Source organism: Herminiimonas glaciei, from assembly GCF_042664955.1.
GTDB lineage: Bacteria > Pseudomonadota > Gammaproteobacteria > Burkholderiales > Burkholderiaceae_D > Oxalicibacterium > Oxalicibacterium glaciei.
Genome location: NZ_JBHTBU010000001.1, coordinates 1,383,246 through 1,404,951 on the forward strand (window position 1 = coordinate 1,383,246; position 21,706 = coordinate 1,404,951).

Genomic DNA, 21,706 nt, shown 5'->3' on the forward strand with positions numbered 1-21,706 from the left:
ACATGAAATTTTTGTTCGACCTGTTCCCGGTCATCCTCTTCTTCGGCGTCTTCAAATGGGGCGAAGGCAATACCGAAGCCGCACAAGCCTTCGGCCAGCAATACCTGTCCGGCGTCGTGTCCGATGGCCTGGTGACCGCAAGCCAGGCGCCTATCCTGCTGGCGACTGCAGTGGCCATCATTGCGACGGTGCTGCAGATCGGCTACCTGCTGGTCAAAGGCCGCAAGATCGACAAGACCCTGTGGCTGTCGCTGGGCATCATCGTCGTCTTCGGTGGTGCGACGATCTACTTCCATAACGAAACCTTCATCAAATGGAAGCCGACCGTACTGTACTGGTGCTTTGCCGCCGCCCTGCTCTTCAGCCAGATCTTCCTGAAAAAGAACCTGATCCGGACCATGATGGAAAAACAGATGTCGCTGCCGGATGGCATCTGGCATCGCCTGAATTTATCCTGGGTCGGCTTTTTCCTGACCATGGGCCTGATCAATCTATACGTGGCCTATAGTTTTTCCACTGCAACCTGGGTCAATTTCAAGTTGTTCGGTGGCATGGGACTGATGGTGGCCTTCATCGTGGCGCAAAGCCTTTTACTCTCCAAATACATGAAAGAACCGCAATGAGCGCAAGAATGGATCGTATCCAGGCCAAGCTGAACGAAACTTTTGCGCCGCTCGAATGTCAACTGGAGGACGAATCTGCCCTGCATGCTGGACATGCCGGTGCAGCCTCCGGTGGCGGGCATTTCCGCTTGCGCATCATTTCGGCGCAATTTGAAAAGCAGAGCCGCATAAATCGCCATCGGCTGGTGTATGATTGTCTCGATGACATGATGCACAAAGAAATACATGCATTAGCCATTACTGCTTTGGCGCCATCCGAAGTCTGACGCGCGCCGGAAAATAATAGCTGTCACTCTCAAATAAAATAACTTCCATTAGGAATAAATATGACCTTAAAACCTGCTCATTTGCTGGCCGCCTTAATCGTATCCGCATCATTGCCTGCGATGGCACAAAACCTGGCCGTAGTGAATGGCAAGCCCATTCCATCTTCCCGCGCTGATGTCATGATCAAGCAAATGACCTCCCAAGGTCAGCAAGACACGCCAGAACTGCGCGCGATGGTCAAAGATGAACTGATCAACCGTGAAATCCTGATCCAGGAAGCAGACAAGCTGGGCCTGGGTGCACAAGCTGACGTAAAAAACCAGATTGAAATCGCACGCCAATCCATCCTGATCCGTGCCCTGGTTGCTGACTACCTGAAGAAAAATCCGGTCAAAGATGCTGACATCAAGGCTGAATACGACCGCTTCAAGGCACAAGCCAGCGACAAGGAATACCACGCTCGCCATATCCTGGTTGAAAAAGAAGACGAAGCCAAAGCCATCATCGCCAAGCTGAAAGCCGGCGCGAAATTTGAAGACCTGGCCAAAGCATCTTCCAAAGATCCTGGTTCGGCAGCAAACGGCGGCGACCTCGACTGGGCATCCCCAGCTTCGTTCGTGAAGCCATTCTCCGATGCGATGGTAGCCCTGAAAAAAGGCGAACTGTCGGAAACACCGGTGAAAACACAATTCGGTTACCACGTCATCAAACTGGACGACGTACGTACCGCGAAGATCCCTACCCTGGAAGAAGTGAAACCGCAAATCGCGGAATCGCTGCAACAGAAAAAACTGCAGGCGTTCCAGCAACAACTGCGTAGCAAAGCGAAGATCCAGTAATCTTTGCATAGCTTAAGAAAAAGCCCGCTTATGCGGGCTTTTTTATTGCTTGTTGCCGATGCACGCAAGTGCGCTCGTAAAATGAAACTAAGAGGCTGTGGTTGTTATCCGCTTTGACGCTGCCGTTTGTGCGGGACAGAAAATGGAAAAAGAAGGGGATGTTGTCTGAGCGAAGCGAGTTTCGTCCCCTTCCCATTTTTTGTCTTGCACAGACGGGAACCCCGTAGGGGCTGCGGCTTCGCGGTCGCCTTTCTTTGCTTACTTTCTTTGGCGAGACAAAGAAAGTGAGCGGCTGCCGGGCCGCCCCCGGCAACCAAAGTCTGATCGAAGAAAATTCAATATCATCAAGCTAGAAAAGAAAACAAACCGGCAATAAAAATGCCACCGCTTAAAGGTGGCATTTTCAAAATGCTTGCAGCGAAGTGCAAACCCAAAGCTACATCCCTATCAACCCACCCACTTCCGCGCATTCCGGAACATCCGCATCCAGGGCGAGTCCTCACCCCAGGACTCAGGATGCCAGCTCTGCTGCACGCTGCGGAACACACGCTCAGCATGCGGCATCATGACCGTGAAGCGGCCATCAGGCGTCGTCACTGACGTGATACCTTGTGGCGAACCGTTAGGATTGTATGGATAGCATTCAGTCGCACGACCTTTGTTATTGATAAAGCGCATCGCTACCAGCGCTTCATTGATATCGCCGGTCAGCGAGAAATCAGCAAAGCCTTCACCGTGCGCCACCGCAATCGCAGTTTGCGTACCCGCCATGTCATTAAAGAAGATGGATGGAGAATCCGCCACTTCAACCATGGTGAAACGCGCCTGGAATTGTTCAGCCTTGTTACGGGTGAATTTCGGCCATGCCTGCGCACCCGGGATGATGGACTTCAGGTTACTCATCATCTGGCAGCCGTTACAGATACCCAGTGCAAAGGTGTCCTGGCGGCTGAAGAAGGTCGCAAACTGCTCGGCCAGCTGGTTGTTGAACAGGATAGTCTTGGCCCAGCCTTCACCGGCGCCCAATACGTCACCGTAAGAGAAACCACCAACGGCAATCACGCCCTTGAAATCGCTCAGGTGCGCACGACCGCTGATCAAATCACTCATGTGGACGTCGACCGCGGTAAAGCCGGACTTGTGCATCACATATGCGGTTTCGATATGCGAGTTGACGCCCTGCTCACGCAGGATGGCGACATGCGGACGTGCACCGGTGGCGATGAAAGGTGCCGCGATATCTTCCTGCGGATCGAAAGTCAGCTTCGGTGTAATACCCGGATCCAGCTTGTCGAGGATGCGGTCGTATTCGGCATCGGCGCAATCCGGATTGTCGCGCAAGCGGGCAATGCGCCAGCTGGTTTCGCTCCAGAAGCGATGCAGGTCGATGCGCGACTGGCTATAGATCGCCTTGGCGTCGCGCGTAAACTCAACCATATCGTTATCGTTCGGTTTGCCGATGATGTGGCTGCATGCGCCCAGATTGTATTCACGCAGTACATTCATCACTTCCGATTTTTGCTCGGCACGGACCTGGATCACCGCACCCAGTTCTTCATTGAACAAGGCGCGCAGGGTCAGGTCGTTACGACGTTCTGCAACCTGGGTCGTCCAGTTCTTCGCATCGCCGCCATCGCTGGCATGCTCGCCTTCCAGCGTCAGGATATCGAGGTTGACCGACAGACCGCTGTGACCGGCAAATGCCATTTCACACAAGGTAGTGAACAAGCCACCATCGGAACGATCATGGTAAGCCAGCAGTTTGTCTTCCTTGTTCAGGCGCTGGATCGCATTGAAGAAACCTTTCAGGTCTTCGGCGCTATCCACGTCCGGCGTTTCATTGCCGATTTGCTGCATGACTTGCGCAAATGCCGATGCGCCCATACGGTTCTTGCCACGACCGAGGTCGATCACGATCAGTACGGTGTCGCCGGCATCGGTACGCAATTGCGGCGTCAACGATTTACGGACGTCATACACCGGCGAGAAGGCGGAGACGATCAGTGAAACCGGCGATACCACAGCCTTGTCTGCGCCTTCATCCTTCCATGTCGTACGCATGGATAGCGAATCCTTGCCGACCGGGATGCTGATGCCGAGTGCCGGGCACAGTTCCATACCGACTGCTTTAACGGTATCGAACAGAGCTGCGTCCTGGCCCGGCTGGCCGCAGGCGGCCATCCAGTTGGCGGACAGTTTGATGTCGGAGATATCTGCGATAGGCGCTGCGGCAATATTGGTCAGCGCTTCACCGACGGCCATACGACCGGATGCAGCGGCATTGATGACGGCCAGCGGGGTACGCTCACCCATCGCCATTGCTTCACCCAGATAGCCTTCAAAGCTCATCGTGGTGACTGCGCAATCAGCCACCGGTACCTGCCACGGACCAACCATCTGGTCGCGCACGGTGGTGCCGCCTACAGTACGATCACCGATAGTGATCAGGAAAGATTTGTCAGCAACCGTTGGCAAGCGCAATACGCGTACCGAAGCTTCCAGCAAATCGATACCGGTCACATCTATCGCCGGCAAGTCTTGCTGCACATGCGTCACATCGCGATGCATTTTTGGGGGTTTGCCCAGCAAAACGTCCATCGGCATATCGACCGGATCATTGCCATGTTCCGGATCGATGACTTTCAACTGGCGCTCTTCAGTCGCGGTACCGACGACTGCAAACAAACAACGTTCACGTTCACACAGATAGGTAAATTGCGGCAGGCTTTCAGGTGCAATCGCCAGTACGTAACGTTCCTGCGATTCATTGCTCCAGATTTCCTTCGGTGCCATACCGCTCTCTTCCAGCGGCACTTTGCGCAAATCAAAGATCGCGCCACGTTTGGCATCGTTGGTGATTTCCGGGAAAGCATTCGACAAGCCGCCTGCACCCACGTCATGGATGGAAAGGATGGGATTGGCGTCCTGCATCGCCCAGCAGGCATTGATGACTTCCTGCGCACGACGTTCCATTTCCGGATTGCCGCGTTGTACCGAATCAAAATCCAGGTCCGCGGTATTGGTACCGGTGGCCATCGACGATGCGGCGCTGCCGCCCATGCCGATACGCATGCCCGGACCACCGAGCTGGATCAGCAGGCTGCCAACCGGCAAATCATGTTTCTTGGTGTGCTTGGCGGAGATGCTGCCGATACCGCCGGCGATCATGATCGGCTTGTGATAGCCGTTGACCGAGCCTGCAATGTTTTGTTCGTAGGTACGGAAGTAACCACCGAGGTTAGGACGACCGAATTCATTGTTGAAAGCTGCCGCGCCGATAGGACCATCGACCATGATTTCCAACGGTGAAGCAATGCGGTCCGGCTTGCCATACACCGGCGCAGTACCGCTCACCGGCTTGGTTACATCATGGCTGTTTTCCCATGCCTGTACGCCATCCGGCAACATCAGGTTGGAAACGGTAAAGCCGCTCAGGCCGGCTTTCGGCTTGGCACCACGACCGGTTGCACCTTCGTCGCGGATTTCACCACCGGCACCGGTCGATGCGCCCGGGAATGGCGAAATCGCGGTCGGATGGTTATGTGTTTCCACTTTCATCAGGATGTGCGTCAATTCTTCCGACGCTTCATACACATTGCCGGCAGCTGCGCCGCGTGGATAGAAACGCGTGACCGTCGCACCTTCGATGACCGACGAGTTATCGCTATACGCCACCACGGTGCCGCGCGGCGCCAGTTGGTGCGTATTCTTAATCATCGCAAACAGCGATTTATCCTGTTTGACGCCGTCTATGGTCCAGTCAGCGTTAAAGATTTTGTGGCGGCAATGTTCGCTGTTAGCTTGCGCAAACATCATCAATTCAACGTCGGTCGGATTACGCTTGGCAGTCGTGAACGCCGCCAGCAGGTAATCGATTTCATCGTCGGACAAAGCCAGTCCGAGTTCGGTATTGGCATTCACCAGCGCAGCTTTACCACCTTGCAGCAAATCGATGAAAGCCAGCGGTTTGGCTTCCAGCTCACCGAACAGACCTGCCGCTTCATCGGCGCTGCGCAATACCATTTCTGTCATGCGATCGTGCAGCAGCGCCTGGACCGCTACGGTGTTTTCCTCAGACAGATGACGCGCACCGCCGAGCAAACCTGATTTCACGTGCACCACATAGACGATGCCGCGCTCGATGCGACGGATACCCGCCATGCCGCAATTGTGTGCGATATCGGTCGCCTTGCTGGCCCATGGGGAAATCGTGCCAAAGCGTGGAATCACGACAAATTCGTCGCCTTCCAGCTTGCCACTGAACGGCTCGCCATACGTCAGTAGCGCATCCAGGCGTCGGACGTCGACATCCGCGAGTGGCGCAGCCGAGTCGACAAAATGCAGGAAACGGCCGGTGACACCGACGATCGCATGGTCGACTTGTTGCAGTTGGGTTAAAAGACGTTCGGTACGAAAAGCAGACAGGGCGTTGGAACCTGGCAAAATCAGCATGGCGAAAAGGTAGTTGATGCGAAAAAACGGATAAATTCGACCGCCGTTCCGCGAGTTGGATCAGAAACCGTGATTATACCGCGACCAGCCACCTTTACTGCCGTTTTCACTGTTGAAACAGCAATGCCCACAATACAAAAAGGGACGCATTTTCATGCGCCCCCTGTGTCAGCTGCCGTCAACCCTGTCTTGCCGACCTGTCAATTCCACTTGCCGCCACGCCCGCCTACGCTGAAACGCCCCGCTCCCAGCAAGACCAGCGCCAGTGCCGCGACCAGGAACATACCCTGCAATTCCAGCGCCCAGCCACCGGTATCGGACAAAGTCAGCAACTGCTTGGTATGCACGAGGGCAATCGCAAACACCATATTCCCGGCAATAATCAGTGCCGCCAGTCGCGACCAGATACCGACTATCAGCAGGATCGGGGCAATCACCTCACCCAGATATACCAGGTAAGCCACTGCCGCCGGCAATCCCGCGCTGGTCGTAGCACTAATGATAAAGGCCGGTCCCGCAATGATTTTTGAGATACCGTGCAGCAGGATCAACACTCCCAACACTACGCGCAAAATCAATTTGCCAAGATCGTCAGTATTTTGCATATCGCCCATCCTTGTTTGAGGTTGATGATTCGACGCCGCCAGCCTTATCCGGCCTGGCCGGGCCGCTACCAATACAAAGCCATATTGCCAGAGACATAATACTCTTGGCGCGCAAGAAATGTGATTTTTTGCGTCGGCTTAACCTATTCGCCCAGCAATTCCGCTACAACCTGCAAACCGTCGACATGCTCGGAAATCACCTTGATGATGACGATGATGGGTATCCCCAGCAGCATCCCGCAAATACCCCACAGCCAGGCCCAGAACAGCAATGAGACAAAGACCGCCACCGCATTCATCTTGGCGATACGCCCGGTCATCCATGTCGTGACAAAAGTACCGACCACGGTCGCAATCAGCAAGGTCGCGCTGCCGACTGCCAGCACCGAGGAAAAGGTGCCGAACTGCATGAAAGCGGTGACACCTGTTGCGGCCATGATCAGCAAGGGCCCAAAGTAGGGAATGATGTGCAGGACGCCGGCCGCCAGCGCCCAGGCGCCTGCATTTTCCAGCCCTATCCAGCTCAGCGCTCCCCACATCAGCAAGCCGAACAGGACGTTCGTCACCAGCAGCATGAACATATAGTTCTGGATCGAAGTATTGATCGCATCCAAGATTTGTACCGTGATCTTGCGTGTATGCAGCGAATGCCCGCTGATCTTGACCAGTTTGCGCCGGAACATATCGCCCGACTGCAGGAAAAAGAAGACCAGGAACATCACCATCGTGGCTTGCCCGAGGAAGCCCACCACGCTGACCGAACCGGCCCATAACCATTGGCTGAAATTAAAGACAGATTGTTCAACCGGGCTCTTCACGACGGGCCGGCCACCTGCCGCCTGATTGGTCGCTTTTTCAATTTCGGTGGCGGCCGCCTGCATTTGCTGGATGGTGCTGCCCTGTCCTCTTTGCAGGCTCTTTACCGCACGTGCGAGTTTTTGCGTCGCCGTCGGCAAGCTGACCAGGATGGAATTGAATTCGTCGCGCAGATTATTCACCGTGAACGCAGCACTGCAGACTATCGCCAGGATGACGACCGAAGTACCAAGCCAGCGCGGAATGCGGATGCGCTCCAGCCACACCACCAGCGGATTCAAGGTATAGGCGATGAAAATACCGAACAGCAAGGGAATGAAGAAGGCTTGCGCGACCGACAGTGCAAACACGAATGCCACCGTCGCGATGATCGTCAGGGCAACACCGCGTGCATTGACCGGCAAATGAATGACGCCGGCCGTCGCCACATGCTCTTGCGGCATCATGACCTGACTCCGGGTCGGCTTTGACCCAGCCGCTTCTGTATTTTTATCAGTCATATGGATACCTGGAAATAAATCCTGCGAGCAACACATGCAAACATCGCAAGCATGCCCATCGCAGAACGGGGATGGGGTAAAGATTGTCCCATATGCATTACAAGAAAGCATGTTGATTTCAGCCGTGCATACAACTGCAAACAACAAATTGCTCTTATGTACGATAACGTACGGACAACATTTTATATCCGGCGCACACTGCAATCGAAGGTGAATAGCCCTGTGCGGCATGCGACTCCACGCATACGCATCTATCGATCGAATTAACAAGGAGACCTTATGCTCTATACCATCGCAGTTGTACTCGTCATCCTTTGGCTGGTTGGCTTGGTCAGTTCCTACACCATTGGCGGCTTCATCCATATCCTGTTGGTGATTGCCATCGTGCTCATCCTGTTGCGCGTTATCAGCGGGCGAAAACCGTTCTGACGACCCAGCTGAAATCCATGCGGCAGGTCATCAAGTCCTAGCCGCAACAAAAAACCGTACCGCTTGGTACGGTTTTTTTATGCGATGACGCCTTCTTGACATATGAGATGGCTAATCATGGATGCCTGTAAAAACAGAAAAATCTACCTTCGCCCGCCGCACAAAGTGCCATATACACCGCTTTGCCACGGTTTTTCGCTAATTTTCAAAAATTTGCATGACTACTGCTGGCACAGCCATGTATCCGCTTGGTAACATGACGGGCTAATTCTGGGAAGGATAGAAGTAATGCAAGTAGCGGTTATCGGTGCAGGTGTCATTGGGGTAAGTACCGCCTATTTTTTGGCCGAAGCAGGACATGAAGTGGTCGTCATCGAACGACACAACAATGTGGCCGAAGAAGCCAGCTACGGCGACTCCGGTATCCTCGCCGCCGGCAGCATTGCACCTTGGGCCGCGCCCGGCGTGCCGCGCGCCTTCCTGTCCCATCTGCTGAAATCCGAAGCGCCGGTCCTGCTGAACCAGCCGTGGCGGCCGTCCATGCTGGGCTGGATGCGGCGCTGGATGAAGGAAGCGGATATCGAACGCTACCGCATCAATCGTGAACGCATGCAGCGCATCGGCTTTTACAGCCGTGACATCATGCAACTGCTGCGCGAACGACACCAGCTTGATTACGAACAAACACCGGGTTACCTGCAACTGTTCCGCACCGAGCGCGACCTGCAACTGGCAAAAACCTCTTTCGATTACCTGAGCGAACACAATATCCCGCACAAGGTGCTGGATGCAGCGCAGGCGCACGCAATAGATTCCGCCCTCAATCCGAATACCCCTTTGGCCGGTGCACTGTATTTACCGGAAGACGAAGCCGGCAACTGTCCGTTATTCACACGCCAGATCCGTGCCCAGGCCCAGGCGATGGGCGTCGAATTCCATTTTGGCAGCGAAGTCAAATCCATCGAAGAGTCGAAGCGCGGTGTCCATCTGCAAATCGACGACCACAGCTTTTCCGCCGAATGCGTAGTGGTGGCCGGCGGTGCCGACAGCGCTAAACTGCTGACGCCGCTGGGCTTGCATCTGCCGCTGCGCGCCGTCAAAAGTTATTGTGCCACTGCGACCATCCGCAATTTCGAATCGGCACCGGTCGCGGCCGTGGTCGATGAAGCTTACAAGATCGCGATTACGCGCATGGGCAAACGTATCCGCGTGGCCGGCACTGCTGAGCTCGGATCGAACAACACGGAATTACGCCAGACGGCACTCAACACCTTGCTCAAGGTCGGCTACGACTGGTTCCCTGATGCCTGCAACTACAACACCGCCGCCTTCTGGTCCGGCAGCAGCCTTGCCTTGCCGGATGGCGCACCGCTGCTGGGTGCCTGCCGCGTCCGCAATGTCTACCTCAACATCGGCCATGGCAGTACCGGCTGGGCAATGGCAGCAGGTTCGGGCAAGGTATTGGCCGATGTGATTTCTGGCCGCACACCGGATATTGACCTCGACGGTTTGACGCCATCGCGCTATTCCTGATTTGATACACGGGTAATTGGTCTAAAATCAAATGCATCAGCGCCCTGCGCCCACCTGCATTTGATTGCCCGCCACTATGACCAATACCCACGCGCTCTACACCGTTGCCGAAATACGCGAGATAGAACAGGCAGCACTCGCAAACTCCCCTTCTTACGCCCTGATGCAACGCGCCGGCACCGCCGCCGGTGAACTCGCCTATGAACTGCTGCAAAGCAGCGACAAGGAAAGGCGCGTACTGGTGCTGGCCGGCCCGGGCAACAATGGCGGTGACGCACTGGAAGCGGCCAGCCAGCTCATGAACGCTGGCCTCAAGGTCAGCATCATCATGCCCTTCGGCAGCGAAGGCTTGCCGGCAGATGCACAACAGGCATTGAAACGAGCCAAGGCAAGTAAAGCCAATTTCATCACCGACAGTATTGCTGCGATCGGCAATACCGATTGGGCACTGGTGATCGATGGCTTATTCGGCATCGGCCTCAGCCGCGCCATCACCGGTCCGCTGGGCGAGCTGGTGGCAGCCGTCAATGAACTGACATGCCCGGTACTGGCACTCGATGTCCCTAGCGGCTTGAATGCCGACACCGGTGCCATCGTCGGCGATACCGAAGGCATTGCGATACGGGCGACGCATACCATTACCTTCATCGCAAACAAGGCCGGGCTGTACACCTGCGAAGGCCGCGATCATGCCGGCATCGTCAAACTCGCCACGCTGGAAATAGCAGAGGAAGGCTTTCCCCTTTCACATATGCAATTGAACCGCCCCGAGCTGTTTGCCAAATGCCTGCGTCCGCGTCGCCACAACACGCATAAAGGCAGCTATGGGGATGTCAGCGTACTCGGTGGCTCGCATGGCATGGTCGGTGCCGCCGTACTCGCAGCGCGCGCTGCCGCCAAATGCGGTGCGGGCCGGGTCTTCATCGCCTGTCTCGCTGATTCATTGTTGTACGACAGTATGCAGGCGGAATTGATGAGTCGCCTCGCCAGCAATATCGATTACAGCACGACCACCACCGTCGCCGGCCCCGGCCTCGGGACCTCACGCCTGGCACGCGATCTGTTAGGCAAAGCGATGAGCGCGAATACGCCCTTGGTGATTGATGCCGATGCCCTGAACCTGATCGGCAATGAGCCGGCATTGCAGGAAAAAATGCTGGCACGCAGCGCCGCCACCATCATTACACCGCATCCGCTGGAAGCGGCCCGCCTGTTGGCAACGACTACACAGCAAATCCAGGGCAACCGGATTGCAGCGGCGCGCGCACTGGCCGGCACGTTCCGCGCGACGACTATCCTGAAAGGTTCGGGTACCGTGATTGCAGCGCCGGATGGCACTGTGGTGCTCAATACCACCGGCAATCCGGCTTTGGCGACGGCGGGCTCCGGTGATGTGCTGGCAGGTTTGTCAGGTGCACTGCTGGCGCAAGGCTGTCCGGAATGGGAAGCAGCGCTTGCGGCAGTGTATTTGCATGGATTGGCGGCAGATGAACTGGTCAGGCGCGGGATCGGTCCGATCGGCCTGACCGCAGGTGAATTGATTCCGGAAATCCGTTCGGTACTGAATCAGCTGGTCAGTGTTCAGGCCTGAACCAGGCGTCCGGCCGATATCGTGATCGTGCGTTTGCACAGCGCCGCAATCGACGGATCATGCGTCACCAATACCAGGGTTGAACCACGTTCACGATTCAATTCAAACATCAGTTGTATCACTGCCGCGCCGGTAGCCGCATCCAGGCTGCCGGTCGGTTCATCGGCAAACAGCAATGGCGGCTCACTGACGAAAGCGCGTGCCAGCGCTACCCGCTGCTGCTCGCCACCCGACAGGTATTTCGGATAATGCTTCAGGCGGGTACTCAGCCCCACGCGAGCCAGCATGGCTTCGGCTTTTTCCTTCGCCTTGCCGTCGCCGCGCAATTCCAGCGGCAACATCACGTTTTCCAGCGCATTCAAATGTCCGAGCAACTGGAAGGACTGGAACACGAAACCAAGCTTGGACTTGCGCAAACCGGCGCGGCCATCTTCATCCAGCGCAAAGATATCAGTGCCATCCAGCTTGACCGTGCCATCGGATGGCGTATCCAGTCCCGCCAGCAAGCCCAGCAAGGTAGACTTGCCGGAACCCGAAGCGCCGATGATGGCAAGCGTGTCGCCCGCTTGCACGGTAAAATCAACCGCTTGCAGGATGGTCAGCTCGCCGGTCGCATCCGCCACGCGTTTAGTCAGATTGATTGCTTCAATTGCAGGATACAAAGTAGAGGATTCAGGCATGCCGATTAATTTCAAGTTTTCGTATCAGGTGGAAATAGCAAAGAGAGTACTGAGGACAGCGGCATTGCTCATGCTCGCGGCGTTCACAATGAACGCTTATTCTGCATCAAAAACCATAGTCGTGCTCGGCGACAGCCTGTCAGCCGAATACGGGCTGGCGCGTGGCGAGGGCTGGGTCAGTCTTTTACAAAAGAAACTGGAAGCAGAAAAAATCAACGCCACTATCATCAATGCCAGTATCAGCGGTGAAACCACCAGCGGCGGCGCGACACGACTGCAGGCCCTATTGGACAAACACCAGCCGGCGGTAGTCGTGATAGAACTCGGCGCCAATGATGCCTTGCGCGGTTTGTCGCTGATCGCAACCCAGCAAAACCTGCGCTCCATGGTAGCCGCCTCCAAGAAGGCGAAAGCCAGGGTATTACTGGTCGGCATGCAAATTCCACCCAACTACGGCACCGATTACACGCGTCAATTCGCCGAGTTATTCCCGAAAATAGCGAAAGAGACCAAATCCGCACTGGTGCCATTCATGCTGAAAGACGTCGCCGACAAAGCCAATCTGTTCCAGGCCGACCGTATTCATCCGTCCGCAGAAGCGCATCCGGTCATACTCAATAATATCTGGCCGCAACTCAAGCCATTGCTGACAAAATAAAACATGAAGAAGTATCCCGCCCTGCTCCGCTTTGCCGACCTCTTGCCGACACTGGAACAGTTCGATGCCATCATTGATGCACGCAGCCCGTCTGAATTTGCGCTCGACCATATTCCCGGCGCAATCAATTGCCCGGTACTGGACGATGAAGAACGTCATCGTGTCGGCACGCTGTATCGGCAAACCAGCGCGTTTGAAGCGAAGAAAGTAGGCGCGGCACTTATCGCACACAATATCGCACGACATATAGAAACACAGTTCATCGACAAACCACAGGACTGGAAGCCACTGATTTATTGCTGGCGCGGCGGCAACCGCAGCGGCGCGATGGCGCTGATACTGGCACGCGTAGGCTGGCCGGCGGTACAACTGGATGGCGGCTACAAAGAGTATCGCCGCCATGTGAATGCAGACCTGGCAGAGTTGCCGGCGCGCTTCACCTTCAATGTCATTTGCGGCCCTACCGGCAGCGGCAAAAGCCGTCTGTTGCAAACACTGGCTGCGACAGGTGCGCAAGTGCTCGACCTGGAACAACTGGCCGCACACCGCGGCTCTGTACTCGGCAATTTGCCGACCGAAGCACAACCATCGCAAAAGAAATTTGAAAGCGACATCTGGCAAGTGCTGCGACAGTTCGACCCGCAAAAAATTGTCTATATCGAATCTGAAAGCAAAAAGGTCGGCGATTTGCGCGTACCGGATGCCCTGATTGCCAGCATGCGCAAATCGGCCTGCATCTCGCTGGAGCTGACACATGAAAACCGCATCAAACTATTGATGCAGGATTACAGCCACTTCCTGAACGATCCTGCCTTGCTGAACACCCAGCTAAGCTGCCTGTTGCAACTGCATGGCCGGGAAAAAATCACGCACTGGCATACGCTGGCGTCCGAGGGCAAGATGGAACAACTGGTCGGGGAATTGCTGAAAGATCATTACGACCCGGCTTATGGACGTTCGATAGAACGCAACTTCAGCAAGGTCAGGGACGCGGCAGTTATTCAGTTGCAGGATCTGTCCGGGCAGGCCTTCCATACGGCAGCGGAACAGATCATCGCTTTGGCAAAGAAGCAGACGTCGATGGAGCAATAAAAAAAGCCGCTTTTCAGCGGCTTTTTTGTAGCTTCAGTTTCACTCAATGCTTATTCAGCACCATCAGCCTTGGCAACTGCCGGCTTGAGGATTTTTACCTTGGCTTTTTCTTTCAGGACATCGAGGTAAGCCTGCATCTCTTCCTGCGCCAATGCCGCAGTAATTTGCTGTTGTTCCGCCTGGCGTTTGGCCTTATCGACATTGCTTGGCTGTACCACGCGTGTGATACGCAATACGCCATAGCCCTGGCCCGGCACTTCAACGCCGACATACGACGGCAGCTTGCTGGTATCAGCCTTCATCACTGCAAGGAACAAGGCAGGATTCACGCCCTGGCTCTTCGCGCGTGAAACGGTCTGGGTCGCGGAGAAACCACTCGCATCATCTTTCGCCTTCAATGCTGCCAGTTTTTCTTCGCCGGCTTTTTTCGCCAGTACCAGCGCTTCAGTCTGGATCACGCGATCACGAACCTGCGCTTTGACTTCGTCGAAAGGACGCTTGCTGGCCGGTTTGTAATCGACGACACGGCCTGCGATCAGGGTGTTCGGCGCGACTTCGACAGCTTCCGTATTACGCTTGTTCTTCAGCGAATCTTCCGAGAACAAGGCGCTCAGGAATTTCGGGCTGTTGAAAGGCGCAGTGGCTGCTACCGCCGGATTCGGCTGGCGCGACAGATTGTTGACTGTTTCGATTTTCAGCTTCAGCTTGTCCGCAACCGACTTCAGGCTATCCGATTGTTCATAGACGGTGTTGCTGAACACATCGGCGGTTTCCGCATACTTCTTGGTCACCAGTTGTTTGCGGATGTCATTCGCGATATCGCCTTTGACTTGTTCCAATGGCTTCAGGGTTGCCGGTTTGATGGCGGTTACCTTGATGATGTGGAAACCGTAATCCGATTCAACCAGGTCGCTCAATTCACCTTGCTTCAGTTTGAATGCAGCGTCTTCAAACGGCTTGACCATCATGCCCTTGCTGAAGAAGTCGAGGTCACCGCCGCGCTCTGCGGAACCCGGGTCATTCGAATTTTCCTTGGCCAGCTTGGCGAAATCCTGTGGTGATTTGCGCAGGGTTTCCAGCAGTTTCTCCGCTTTCGCCTTGGCTGCTGCTTTTTCAGCTGCCGGTGCATCTTTGTTGGCCGCGATCAGGATGTGGCTGGCACGACGTTGTTCGTCAACGCCATATTGTTTCGCATTCTGTTCGTAATACGATTTGATATCGGCATCGCTGACATTGATCTGTGACGCCAGTGCATCAGCTGTCAACACAACGTACTCTGCCTTCACTTGTTCCGGCACCGAGAATTCATTGCTCTTGTCGTAGTAAGCCTTGAGCATGTCGTCCGTTACCTTGACTTGCGATGCGTAGTCTGCGGCCTTGAATGTCAGGTACTGCACTTCGCGCTCTTGTTCACCCAGTTCGGACAAACGTTGCGCCAGCGAATCCGGTGCGAAAGCGGTCGACTGGATCGCGGCATTGACTTGCTGCACGATCAGGTCCTGGCGCAGGCTGGCTTCGTACATGGCCGGCGTCATACCTTGTGCCGCCAGCAATGATTTGTAACGCTCTACATCAAACTTGCCGTCCGCAGTTGTCAGTCCGGCGATGCCCATAATGGTTTGTTGCAGGGTCTGGTCTGAAACCGATAATTTGTTGCGCTTGGCTTCTGCCGCCAGTACGCGTTGTGCGATCAGGCCGTCCAGCACGTCTTGCTTGGCTTCCGGGGTATCGAACATTTTCGGATCGAACTGGCCGCCGAACATTTGACGGAAACGCTCCATCTGTTCGCGCTGGGCCGCATCCCATTCCGGTTGCGTAATCGCCTGGCCGTCAACCTTGGCCACGGTGGTCGACGAATCGCCCATGCTGGTGTAGCTCTCCAGGCCGAACAATGCGAACGACGGGAAGATAACCAAGAGCAGCAGGAACTGCATCAGACGTTGGTGTGTGCGGATAAAATCAAACATGGCTAACCAATCACAGGCAAAACGCGATCAATACGTCGCATATATGAAAAAAGGCGAACTCTCGTTCGCCTTTTATTTTTTTGGCGGAGTGGACGGGACTCGAACCCGCGACCCCCGGCGTGACAGGCCGGTATTCTAACCAGCTGAACTACCACTCCTAAACTACTTGATGATTATTTTGCGAGTTTGACTGATGGTGGGTGCTGACGGGGTCGAACCGCCGACCTACGCCTTGTAAGGGCGCCGCTCTACCAACTGAGCTAAGCACCCTAATCTTGCTTAACCAGCCAAACATACAGCGTTGTCACCACGCCGCAAAAGAAAATATTTTACAGCATGTTGAACCAATTTGCTACTAGTTAACTGCGTCTTTCAATGCTTTGCCTGGTTTAAATTTAGGCACTTTAGCTGCTTTGATTTTGATCGCTTCGCCAGTACGTGGGTTTCTGCCGGTGCGTGCTGCACGTTTTCCTACGGAAAATGTACCGAAACCAACCAGGGTTACGGAACCATTTTTCTTCAATGTGGTTTTGACTGCACCGATCACTGAATCAAGCGCGCGTGCTGCGGCAGCTTTGGAAATATCGGCGGAACCAGCAATGTGGTCAATCAATTCGGTTTTATTCACTTACGTCCCCTCACAAAGGTTGAATGCCGCATCTCGTGCTTTACGCAGTATTGCTAAAACGATGATGCGGACGCAGAAAAATCTGCAGCAAGTATTAAACAAGCCGCAAAGCCTTGTGTCAAGCGCTTTGCAGGATTTTCTCCTCTGAAAATTAACATTTTTTATGTTTAAGATTCATCCTTCGCACTTCCGAGAATATTTTTTCTAACGATAGTACGAAAAAAAAGCGCTCCGAAGAGCGCTTTTTTAAACCATGAAAATCACTGGCTGATCAATGCTTGACGACGTTAGGATCGTTGGACTCGGCAGGCTTCGCAACAGCTGTATCAACCACTGCGACCTCTTCATCCGTCAACGGTACTGGCGCGCGTTCCAATGCGATCTCAAGCACTTTGTCGATCCAGCGTACCGGTACGATTTCAAGCTTGTTCTTCACACTGTCCGGAATCTCGGCCAGGTCTTTTACGTTTTGTTCCGGTATCAAAACAGTCTTGATACCACCGCGATGTGCTGCCAGCAGTTTCTCTTTCAAGCCACCGATAGGCAGTACTTCGCCACGCAAAGTGATCTCACCGGTCATCGCAACATCGGCACGTACAGGAATGCCCGTGAACACCGACACCATCGCCAGTGTCATCGCCACACCAGCCGACGGACCATCCTTCGGCGTCGCACCTTCAGGTACGTGAATATGGATATCGCTCTTCTCGAAGATATCGGCTTTGATACCGAGTTTCTTCGCGCGGCTACGCACGACGGTGCGCGCTGCCTCGATCGATTCCTTCATCACATCGCCCAAAGTACCGGTACGGATGATGCCGCCCTTGCCTGGCATCGCCATCGATTCGATGGTGAGCAGATCGCCGCCGACTTCGGTCCATGCCAGACCGACCACCTGGCCGATTTGGTTTTCTTTTTCGGCTACACCGAAATCGAATTGACGCACGCCGAGGAATTTGTCGAGGTTCTTGGTCGAGACCGTGACTTTCCTGTCCTGCTTTTTGAGCAGCAACATTTTCACGACCTTGCGGCAGATCTTCGAAATTTCCCGTTCCAGCGAACGCACACCGGCTTCACGCGTGTAGTAACGAATGATGTCGCGGATCGCGGATTCAGCCACGCTGATTTCATCTTCCTTCAGACCATTGTTCTTGATCTGTTTCGGTAAGAGGTAACGTTGCGCGATGCTGGTTTTTTCATCTTCGGTATAACCCGACAGGCGAATCACTTCCATACGATCGAGCAAGGCCGGCGGAATGTTGTACGAGTTTGAAGTCGCAACAAACATCACGTCCGACAAATCGAAATCGACTTCGACGTAGTGATCCGAGAAAGTATGGTTTTGCTCGGGATCCAGCACTTCGAGCAAAGCCGATGACGGATCGCCACGGAAATCCATGCCGAGTTTGTCGATCTCATCCAGCAGGAACAATGGGTTGCGCACACCGGTTTTCGCCAGGCTTTGCAAAATTTTGCCAGGCATCGAACCGATATAGGTACGACGATGACCGCGGATCTCCGCTTCATCGCGCACGCCGCCCAAAGCCATACGCACGAACTTACGGTTCGTCGCACGTGCAATCGACTGGCCGAGCGAGGTTTTACCCACGCCTGGAGGACCGACGAAGCACAGGATAGGCGCTTTCAGTTTATCGACGCGTTGTTGCACGGCGAGATATTCCAGAATGCGTTCTTTCACCTTCTCAAGACCGTAGTGATCGTCTTCCAATACTTTTTCAGCATTGGCCAGATCGTTGTTCACTTTCGATTTTTTCTTCCAAGGCAAGCCTAGCAAGGTGTCGATGTAGTTGCGCACGACCGTTGCTTCAGCAGACATAGGCGACATCAGCTTGAGTTTTTTCAACTCATTCTGAGCCTTGGCCAATGCTTCCTTAGGCATTTTGGCGGCAATGATTTTTTTCTCGAGGTCTTCGAGATCAGCACCCTCTTCACCTTCGCCCAATTCTTTTTGAATCGCTTTGACCTGCTCGTTCAAATAGTATTCGCGTTGCGATTTTTCCATTTGGCGCTTCACACGGCCACGGATGCGCTTCTCGACTTGCAGGATGTCGAGTTCGCCTTCGAGCTGGCCGAGCAAATGCTCATAGCGTTTCGCTACGTTGAAGATTTCCAGGATGACTTGCTTTTGCTCAAGTTTGAGCGGCAAGTGGGCGGCAATGGTGTCAGCCAGACGGCCGGCATCATCGATACCAGCCAGCGAAGTCAGGATCTCTGGCGGGATTTTTTTGTTCAGTTTTACGTATTGATCGAACTGTTGCACGATCGCGCGGCGCATTGCTTCCACTTCGGACTCATCGCCCGCTTCGGATTCAATCGGCGTCAGATCCGCGACGAAATGCGTATCCAGCTCACTGATGTGATGGATACGTGCACGTTGCGCGCCTTCGACCAGTACTTTGACAGTACCGTCTGGCAGCTTCAACATTTGCAGGATGTTCGCGACGCAGCCGATTTCGTAGATATCGTCGGCTGACGGTTCGTCTTTGGCGGCGGCCTTTTGCGCGGCAAGCATGATGCTCTTGCCTTGCTCCATCGCAGCTTCGAGGGCTTTGATTGATTTGGGACGACCGACGAACAGAGGGATCACCATATGCGGGAAGACAACAACATCACGCAACGGTAACAGCGGCAGTTGGGTTTGTTCAGTGGAAATAGTAGTCGTCATGGCGAGCCTTATCTATAAACGTGTTAATGATGTTGGCGCTAACGGCCAAAACACAAGCCCGGACAGCAACAAAAATCATCCAGAAAAATAAAAAAGCCACCCGCGAAGTTGTCTTCGAAGTGGCTCTACTATGGAAGCCTGAATGATCCCTGCTGGTTTTAATTGTACTGCGTTTTAAATGAAAAACGGGCTAAAAAAGCCCGTTTTTGATAATTTCTGCCTATTTTTACAAAACTTTACCGATTTCCCGATGGCATCCTGATTATTTCGCGCCGGAAACTTTAGCTTGCTCGTGATAGATCAGCAATGGTTTGGCGCCATGGTTAATGGTGCCTTCATCAATGACCACCTTGGCAACGTTTTGCTCATTCGGCAATTCGAACATGACGTCCAGCAAAGCATGCTCCAGGATCGAGCGCAAACCACGTGCACCGGTCTTGCGTGCAATCGCTTTTTTTGCAATCGCCTGCAAGGCGGCCGGACGGATTTCCAGTTCCGCGCCTTCCATCTGCAAGAGCTTCGAATACTGCTTGATCAGCGCATTCTTTGGTTCCAGCAAGATCTGGATCAGGGCTTCTTCGTCCAGTTCACGCAGGGTTGCCACTACCGGCAAACGACCGACCAGTTCAGGAATCAGGCCGAACTTGATCAAATCTTCAGGTTCGGTATCCATCATGACCTGGCTCGCGGTACGTTCTTCACGGCTCTTCACGCTGGCGGAGAAACCGATACCGCTCTTCTCCGAACGTTCGGAAATGATCTTGGCGAGGCCGTCAAATGCGCCACCGCAAATGAACATGATGTTGGTGGTATCGATTTGCACGAAATCCTGGTTCGGATGCTTGCGGCCGCCTTGCGGTGGCACCGATGCCATCGTACCTTCGATCAGTTTCAGCAAAGCCTGTTGCACACCTTCACCCGAAACGTCGCGCGTAATCGACGGATTGTCCGACTTGCGTGAAATCTTGTCGATTTCATCAATATAGACAATACCTTTTTGCGCGCGCTCAACTTCGTAGTTACAGTTTTGCAAAAGCTTTTGAATAATGTTTTCGACATCTTCACCGACGTAACCGGCTTCGGTCAGCGTGGTCGCATCCGCGATTACAAACGGTACATCCAGTGTGCGCGCCAGTGTCTGCGCCAGCAAGGTCTTGCCGGAGCCGGTAGGACCGACCAGCAGGATGTTGCTCTTGGCCAGTTCGACGTCGTCTTTCTTGCCGAGATGCTTGAGGCGTTTGTAGTGGTTGTAGACCGCGACCGACAGGATGCGCTTCGCAGGGTTCTGTCCGATCACATATTGATCCAGCAATTCGCACAATTCCTGCGGCGTAGGCAGGTCGGTACGCGGACCGGCGACGGTTTCCACGCTCGATGCTTCGTCGCGAATGATGTCATTGCACAGGTCTATGCACTCATCGCAGATAAAGACCGACGGTCCGGCGATGAGCTTTTTTACCTCGTGTTGGCTCTTGCCGCAAAACGAGCAATAGAGCAGTTTTTCACCGCTGGAGGATTTTTTCTCTGACATGGTGCGCGTTTATCTATGGTTAGCTAGTGATTGATATTACCTGCGAATTACAAATTCGTCACGCCGTTCAAAAAAACCGGCTTCCTTACACAGAGCCTATAAAGCAAAACGCCCGAACGTTGCTGCGCCCGGGCGTCAAATATTACATACGAGCTGGCTTAGGCGCGCGTTGCCAAAACTTTATCGATCATGCCATATGTCACTGCAGCATCTGCCGACATAAAGTTATCACGATCAGTATCTTTGGCAATTTCTTCGACCGACTTACCGGTTCTTTCAGCAAGAATGGCATTCAGTCTTTCGCGCAGATACAGGATTTCACGTGCCTGGATCTCGATATCCGAAGCCTGGCCCTGAGCACCGCCCAATGGTTGGTGGATCATGATGCGGGAGTTAGGCAGGGAAAAACGTTTGCCCTTCTCACCCGCAGCCAGCAGGAAAGCACCCATCGACGCAGCCAGGCCGGTACACAAAGTCGAAACATTCGGCTTGATGAACTGCATGGTGTCATAAATCGCCATACCGGCCGAAACCGAACCGCCAGGCGAGTTAATGTAGAGGGAGATATCCTTGTCCGGATTTTCGCTTTCCAGGAACAGCAATTGCGCAACGATCAGGTTGGCCATTTGGTCATTGACCGGGCCAACCAGAAAAATAATGCGCTCTTTCAGCAAACGCGAATAAATATCGTATGCGCGCTCACCGCGACCACTCTGTTCGATCACCATCGGGACCATACCGAGCATATCGGTATCGAGAGCGGAAGTACGAGTCATGCTTGTGGTGATCATCTGCTTTCCTTATGGAGA

General features: G+C 54.1%; 17 protein-coding genes and 2 tRNA genes. 8 read left to right on the forward strand and 11 right to left on the reverse strand.

The window, feature by feature from the left end:
- The first annotated feature begins 2 nt into the window (after positions 1 to 2).
- Genes ACFQPC_RS06090 through ACFQPC_RS06100 form a run of 3 tightly spaced genes read left to right on the forward strand, consistent with a single transcriptional unit; the run spans position 3 to position 1,729 of the window.
- Complete coding sequence (locus ACFQPC_RS06090; protein ID WP_012079401.1) at positions 3 to 623, forward strand: septation protein A; 621 nt, start codon at positions 3 to 5, stop codon at positions 621 to 623.
- Entirely contained in the window at positions 620 to 889 is a 270-nt protein-coding gene (locus ACFQPC_RS06095; RefSeq protein ID WP_012079400.1) for a BolA family protein, read from the forward strand. The genes ACFQPC_RS06090 and ACFQPC_RS06095 overlap by 4 nt, the downstream gene beginning before the upstream one ends.
- A gap of 60 nt (positions 890 to 949) precedes the next feature.
- Complete coding sequence (locus tag ACFQPC_RS06100; protein ID WP_382270828.1) at positions 950 to 1,729, forward strand: peptidylprolyl isomerase; 780 nt, start codon at positions 950 to 952, stop codon at positions 1,727 to 1,729.
- A 447-nt stretch (positions 1,730 to 2,176) separates the two neighbouring features.
- Here the strand turns inward: ACFQPC_RS06100 and purL are convergent, their stop codons facing one another.
- From purL to ACFQPC_RS06115, 3 genes are all read right to left on the reverse strand, one after another.
- Positions 2,177 to 6,181 carry a phosphoribosylformylglycinamidine synthase gene (gene purL, locus ACFQPC_RS06105; RefSeq protein WP_382270829.1) on the reverse strand — a complete coding sequence of 1,335 codons (4,005 nt, stop codon included), beginning with the start codon at positions 6,179 to 6,181 and terminating at the stop codon, positions 2,177 to 2,179.
- A gap of 200 nt (positions 6,182 to 6,381) precedes the next feature.
- Positions 6,382 to 6,795: a DoxX family protein gene (locus tag ACFQPC_RS06110; RefSeq protein ID WP_382270831.1), complete on the reverse strand. Its 414-nt coding sequence runs from the start codon at positions 6,793 to 6,795 to the stop codon at positions 6,382 to 6,384.
- A gap of 134 nt (positions 6,796 to 6,929) precedes the next feature.
- Complete coding sequence (locus ACFQPC_RS06115) at positions 6,930 to 8,048, reverse strand: AI-2E family transporter (protein ID WP_382270833.1); 1,119 nt, start codon at positions 8,046 to 8,048, stop codon at positions 6,930 to 6,932.
- Positions 8,049 to 8,381: 333 nt separating this feature from the next.
- Between ACFQPC_RS06115 and ACFQPC_RS06120 the strand changes: the two genes are divergently transcribed.
- From ACFQPC_RS06120 to ACFQPC_RS06130, 3 genes are all read left to right on the forward strand, one after another.
- Positions 8,382 to 8,531, forward strand: coding sequence for a lmo0937 family membrane protein (locus ACFQPC_RS06120; protein ID WP_382270834.1), 150 nt, complete (start codon positions 8,382 to 8,384; stop codon positions 8,529 to 8,531).
- Between the two features lie 288 nt (positions 8,532 to 8,819).
- A complete protein-coding gene (locus tag ACFQPC_RS06125; RefSeq protein WP_382270836.1) occupies positions 8,820 to 10,064 on the forward strand; it encodes a D-amino acid dehydrogenase in 1,245 nt (414 codons plus the stop codon).
- A 76-nt stretch (positions 10,065 to 10,140) separates the two neighbouring features.
- Positions 10,141 to 11,655 (forward strand): NAD(P)H-hydrate dehydratase, encoded by a 1,515-nt coding sequence (locus tag ACFQPC_RS06130; protein WP_382270838.1) that lies wholly within the window; start codon positions 10,141 to 10,143, stop codon positions 11,653 to 11,655.
- On the opposite strand, the gene ACFQPC_RS06135 is transcribed toward ACFQPC_RS06130, so the two are convergent.
- A complete protein-coding gene (locus tag ACFQPC_RS06135) occupies positions 11,646 to 12,335 on the reverse strand; it encodes an ABC transporter ATP-binding protein (RefSeq protein WP_382270839.1) in 690 nt (229 codons plus the stop codon). The two genes, ACFQPC_RS06130 and ACFQPC_RS06135, sit on opposite strands and share 10 nt — an antisense overlap.
- Positions 12,336 to 12,423: 88 nt before the next feature.
- Between ACFQPC_RS06135 and ACFQPC_RS06140 the strand changes: the two genes are divergently transcribed.
- Together ACFQPC_RS06140 and mnmH are read left to right on the forward strand one after the other, a co-directional pair.
- On the forward strand, positions 12,424 to 12,993 hold the full coding sequence (locus ACFQPC_RS06140; RefSeq protein WP_382270840.1) for an arylesterase: 570 nt from the start codon (positions 12,424 to 12,426) through the stop codon (positions 12,991 to 12,993).
- Positions 12,994 to 12,996: 3 nt separating this feature from the next.
- Positions 12,997 to 14,085, forward strand: coding sequence for a tRNA 2-selenouridine(34) synthase MnmH (gene mnmH / locus ACFQPC_RS06145; protein WP_382270842.1), 1,089 nt, complete (start codon positions 12,997 to 12,999; stop codon positions 14,083 to 14,085).
- A gap of 50 nt (positions 14,086 to 14,135) precedes the next feature.
- On the opposite strand, the gene ACFQPC_RS06150 is transcribed toward mnmH, so the two are convergent.
- The 7 genes from ACFQPC_RS06150 to clpP form a co-directional block, all read right to left on the reverse strand.
- Positions 14,136 to 16,052: a SurA N-terminal domain-containing protein gene (locus tag ACFQPC_RS06150; RefSeq protein ID WP_382270843.1), complete on the reverse strand. Its 1,917-nt coding sequence runs from the start codon at positions 16,050 to 16,052 to the stop codon at positions 14,136 to 14,138.
- 81 nt (positions 16,053 to 16,133) lie between these two features.
- Positions 16,134 to 16,210 (reverse strand) — tRNA-Asp (locus tag ACFQPC_RS06155).
- A 36-nt stretch (positions 16,211 to 16,246) separates the two neighbouring features.
- Positions 16,247 to 16,322 (reverse strand) — tRNA-Val (locus tag ACFQPC_RS06160).
- An 85-nt stretch (positions 16,323 to 16,407) separates the two neighbouring features.
- The gene (locus ACFQPC_RS06165) at positions 16,408 to 16,680 is read right to left on the reverse strand and encodes an HU family DNA-binding protein (protein WP_012079389.1); all 273 of its coding nucleotides are present in this window, start codon (positions 16,678 to 16,680) and stop codon (positions 16,408 to 16,410) included.
- A 271-nt stretch (positions 16,681 to 16,951) separates the two neighbouring features.
- Positions 16,952 to 19,366, reverse strand: coding sequence for an endopeptidase La (lon, locus tag ACFQPC_RS06170; protein WP_382270844.1), 2,415 nt, complete (start codon positions 19,364 to 19,366; stop codon positions 16,952 to 16,954).
- Positions 19,367 to 19,628: 262 nt separating this feature from the next.
- Positions 19,629 to 20,897, reverse strand: coding sequence for an ATP-dependent Clp protease ATP-binding subunit ClpX (gene clpX, locus ACFQPC_RS06175; protein ID WP_012079387.1), 1,269 nt, complete (start codon positions 20,895 to 20,897; stop codon positions 19,629 to 19,631).
- Positions 20,898 to 21,055: 158 nt separating this feature from the next.
- Positions 21,056 to 21,688, reverse strand: a complete 633-nt coding sequence (gene clpP, locus ACFQPC_RS06180; RefSeq protein ID WP_012079386.1) for an ATP-dependent Clp endopeptidase proteolytic subunit ClpP — start codon at positions 21,686 to 21,688, stop codon at positions 21,056 to 21,058.
- Positions 21,689 to 21,706: the final 18 nt, after the last annotated feature.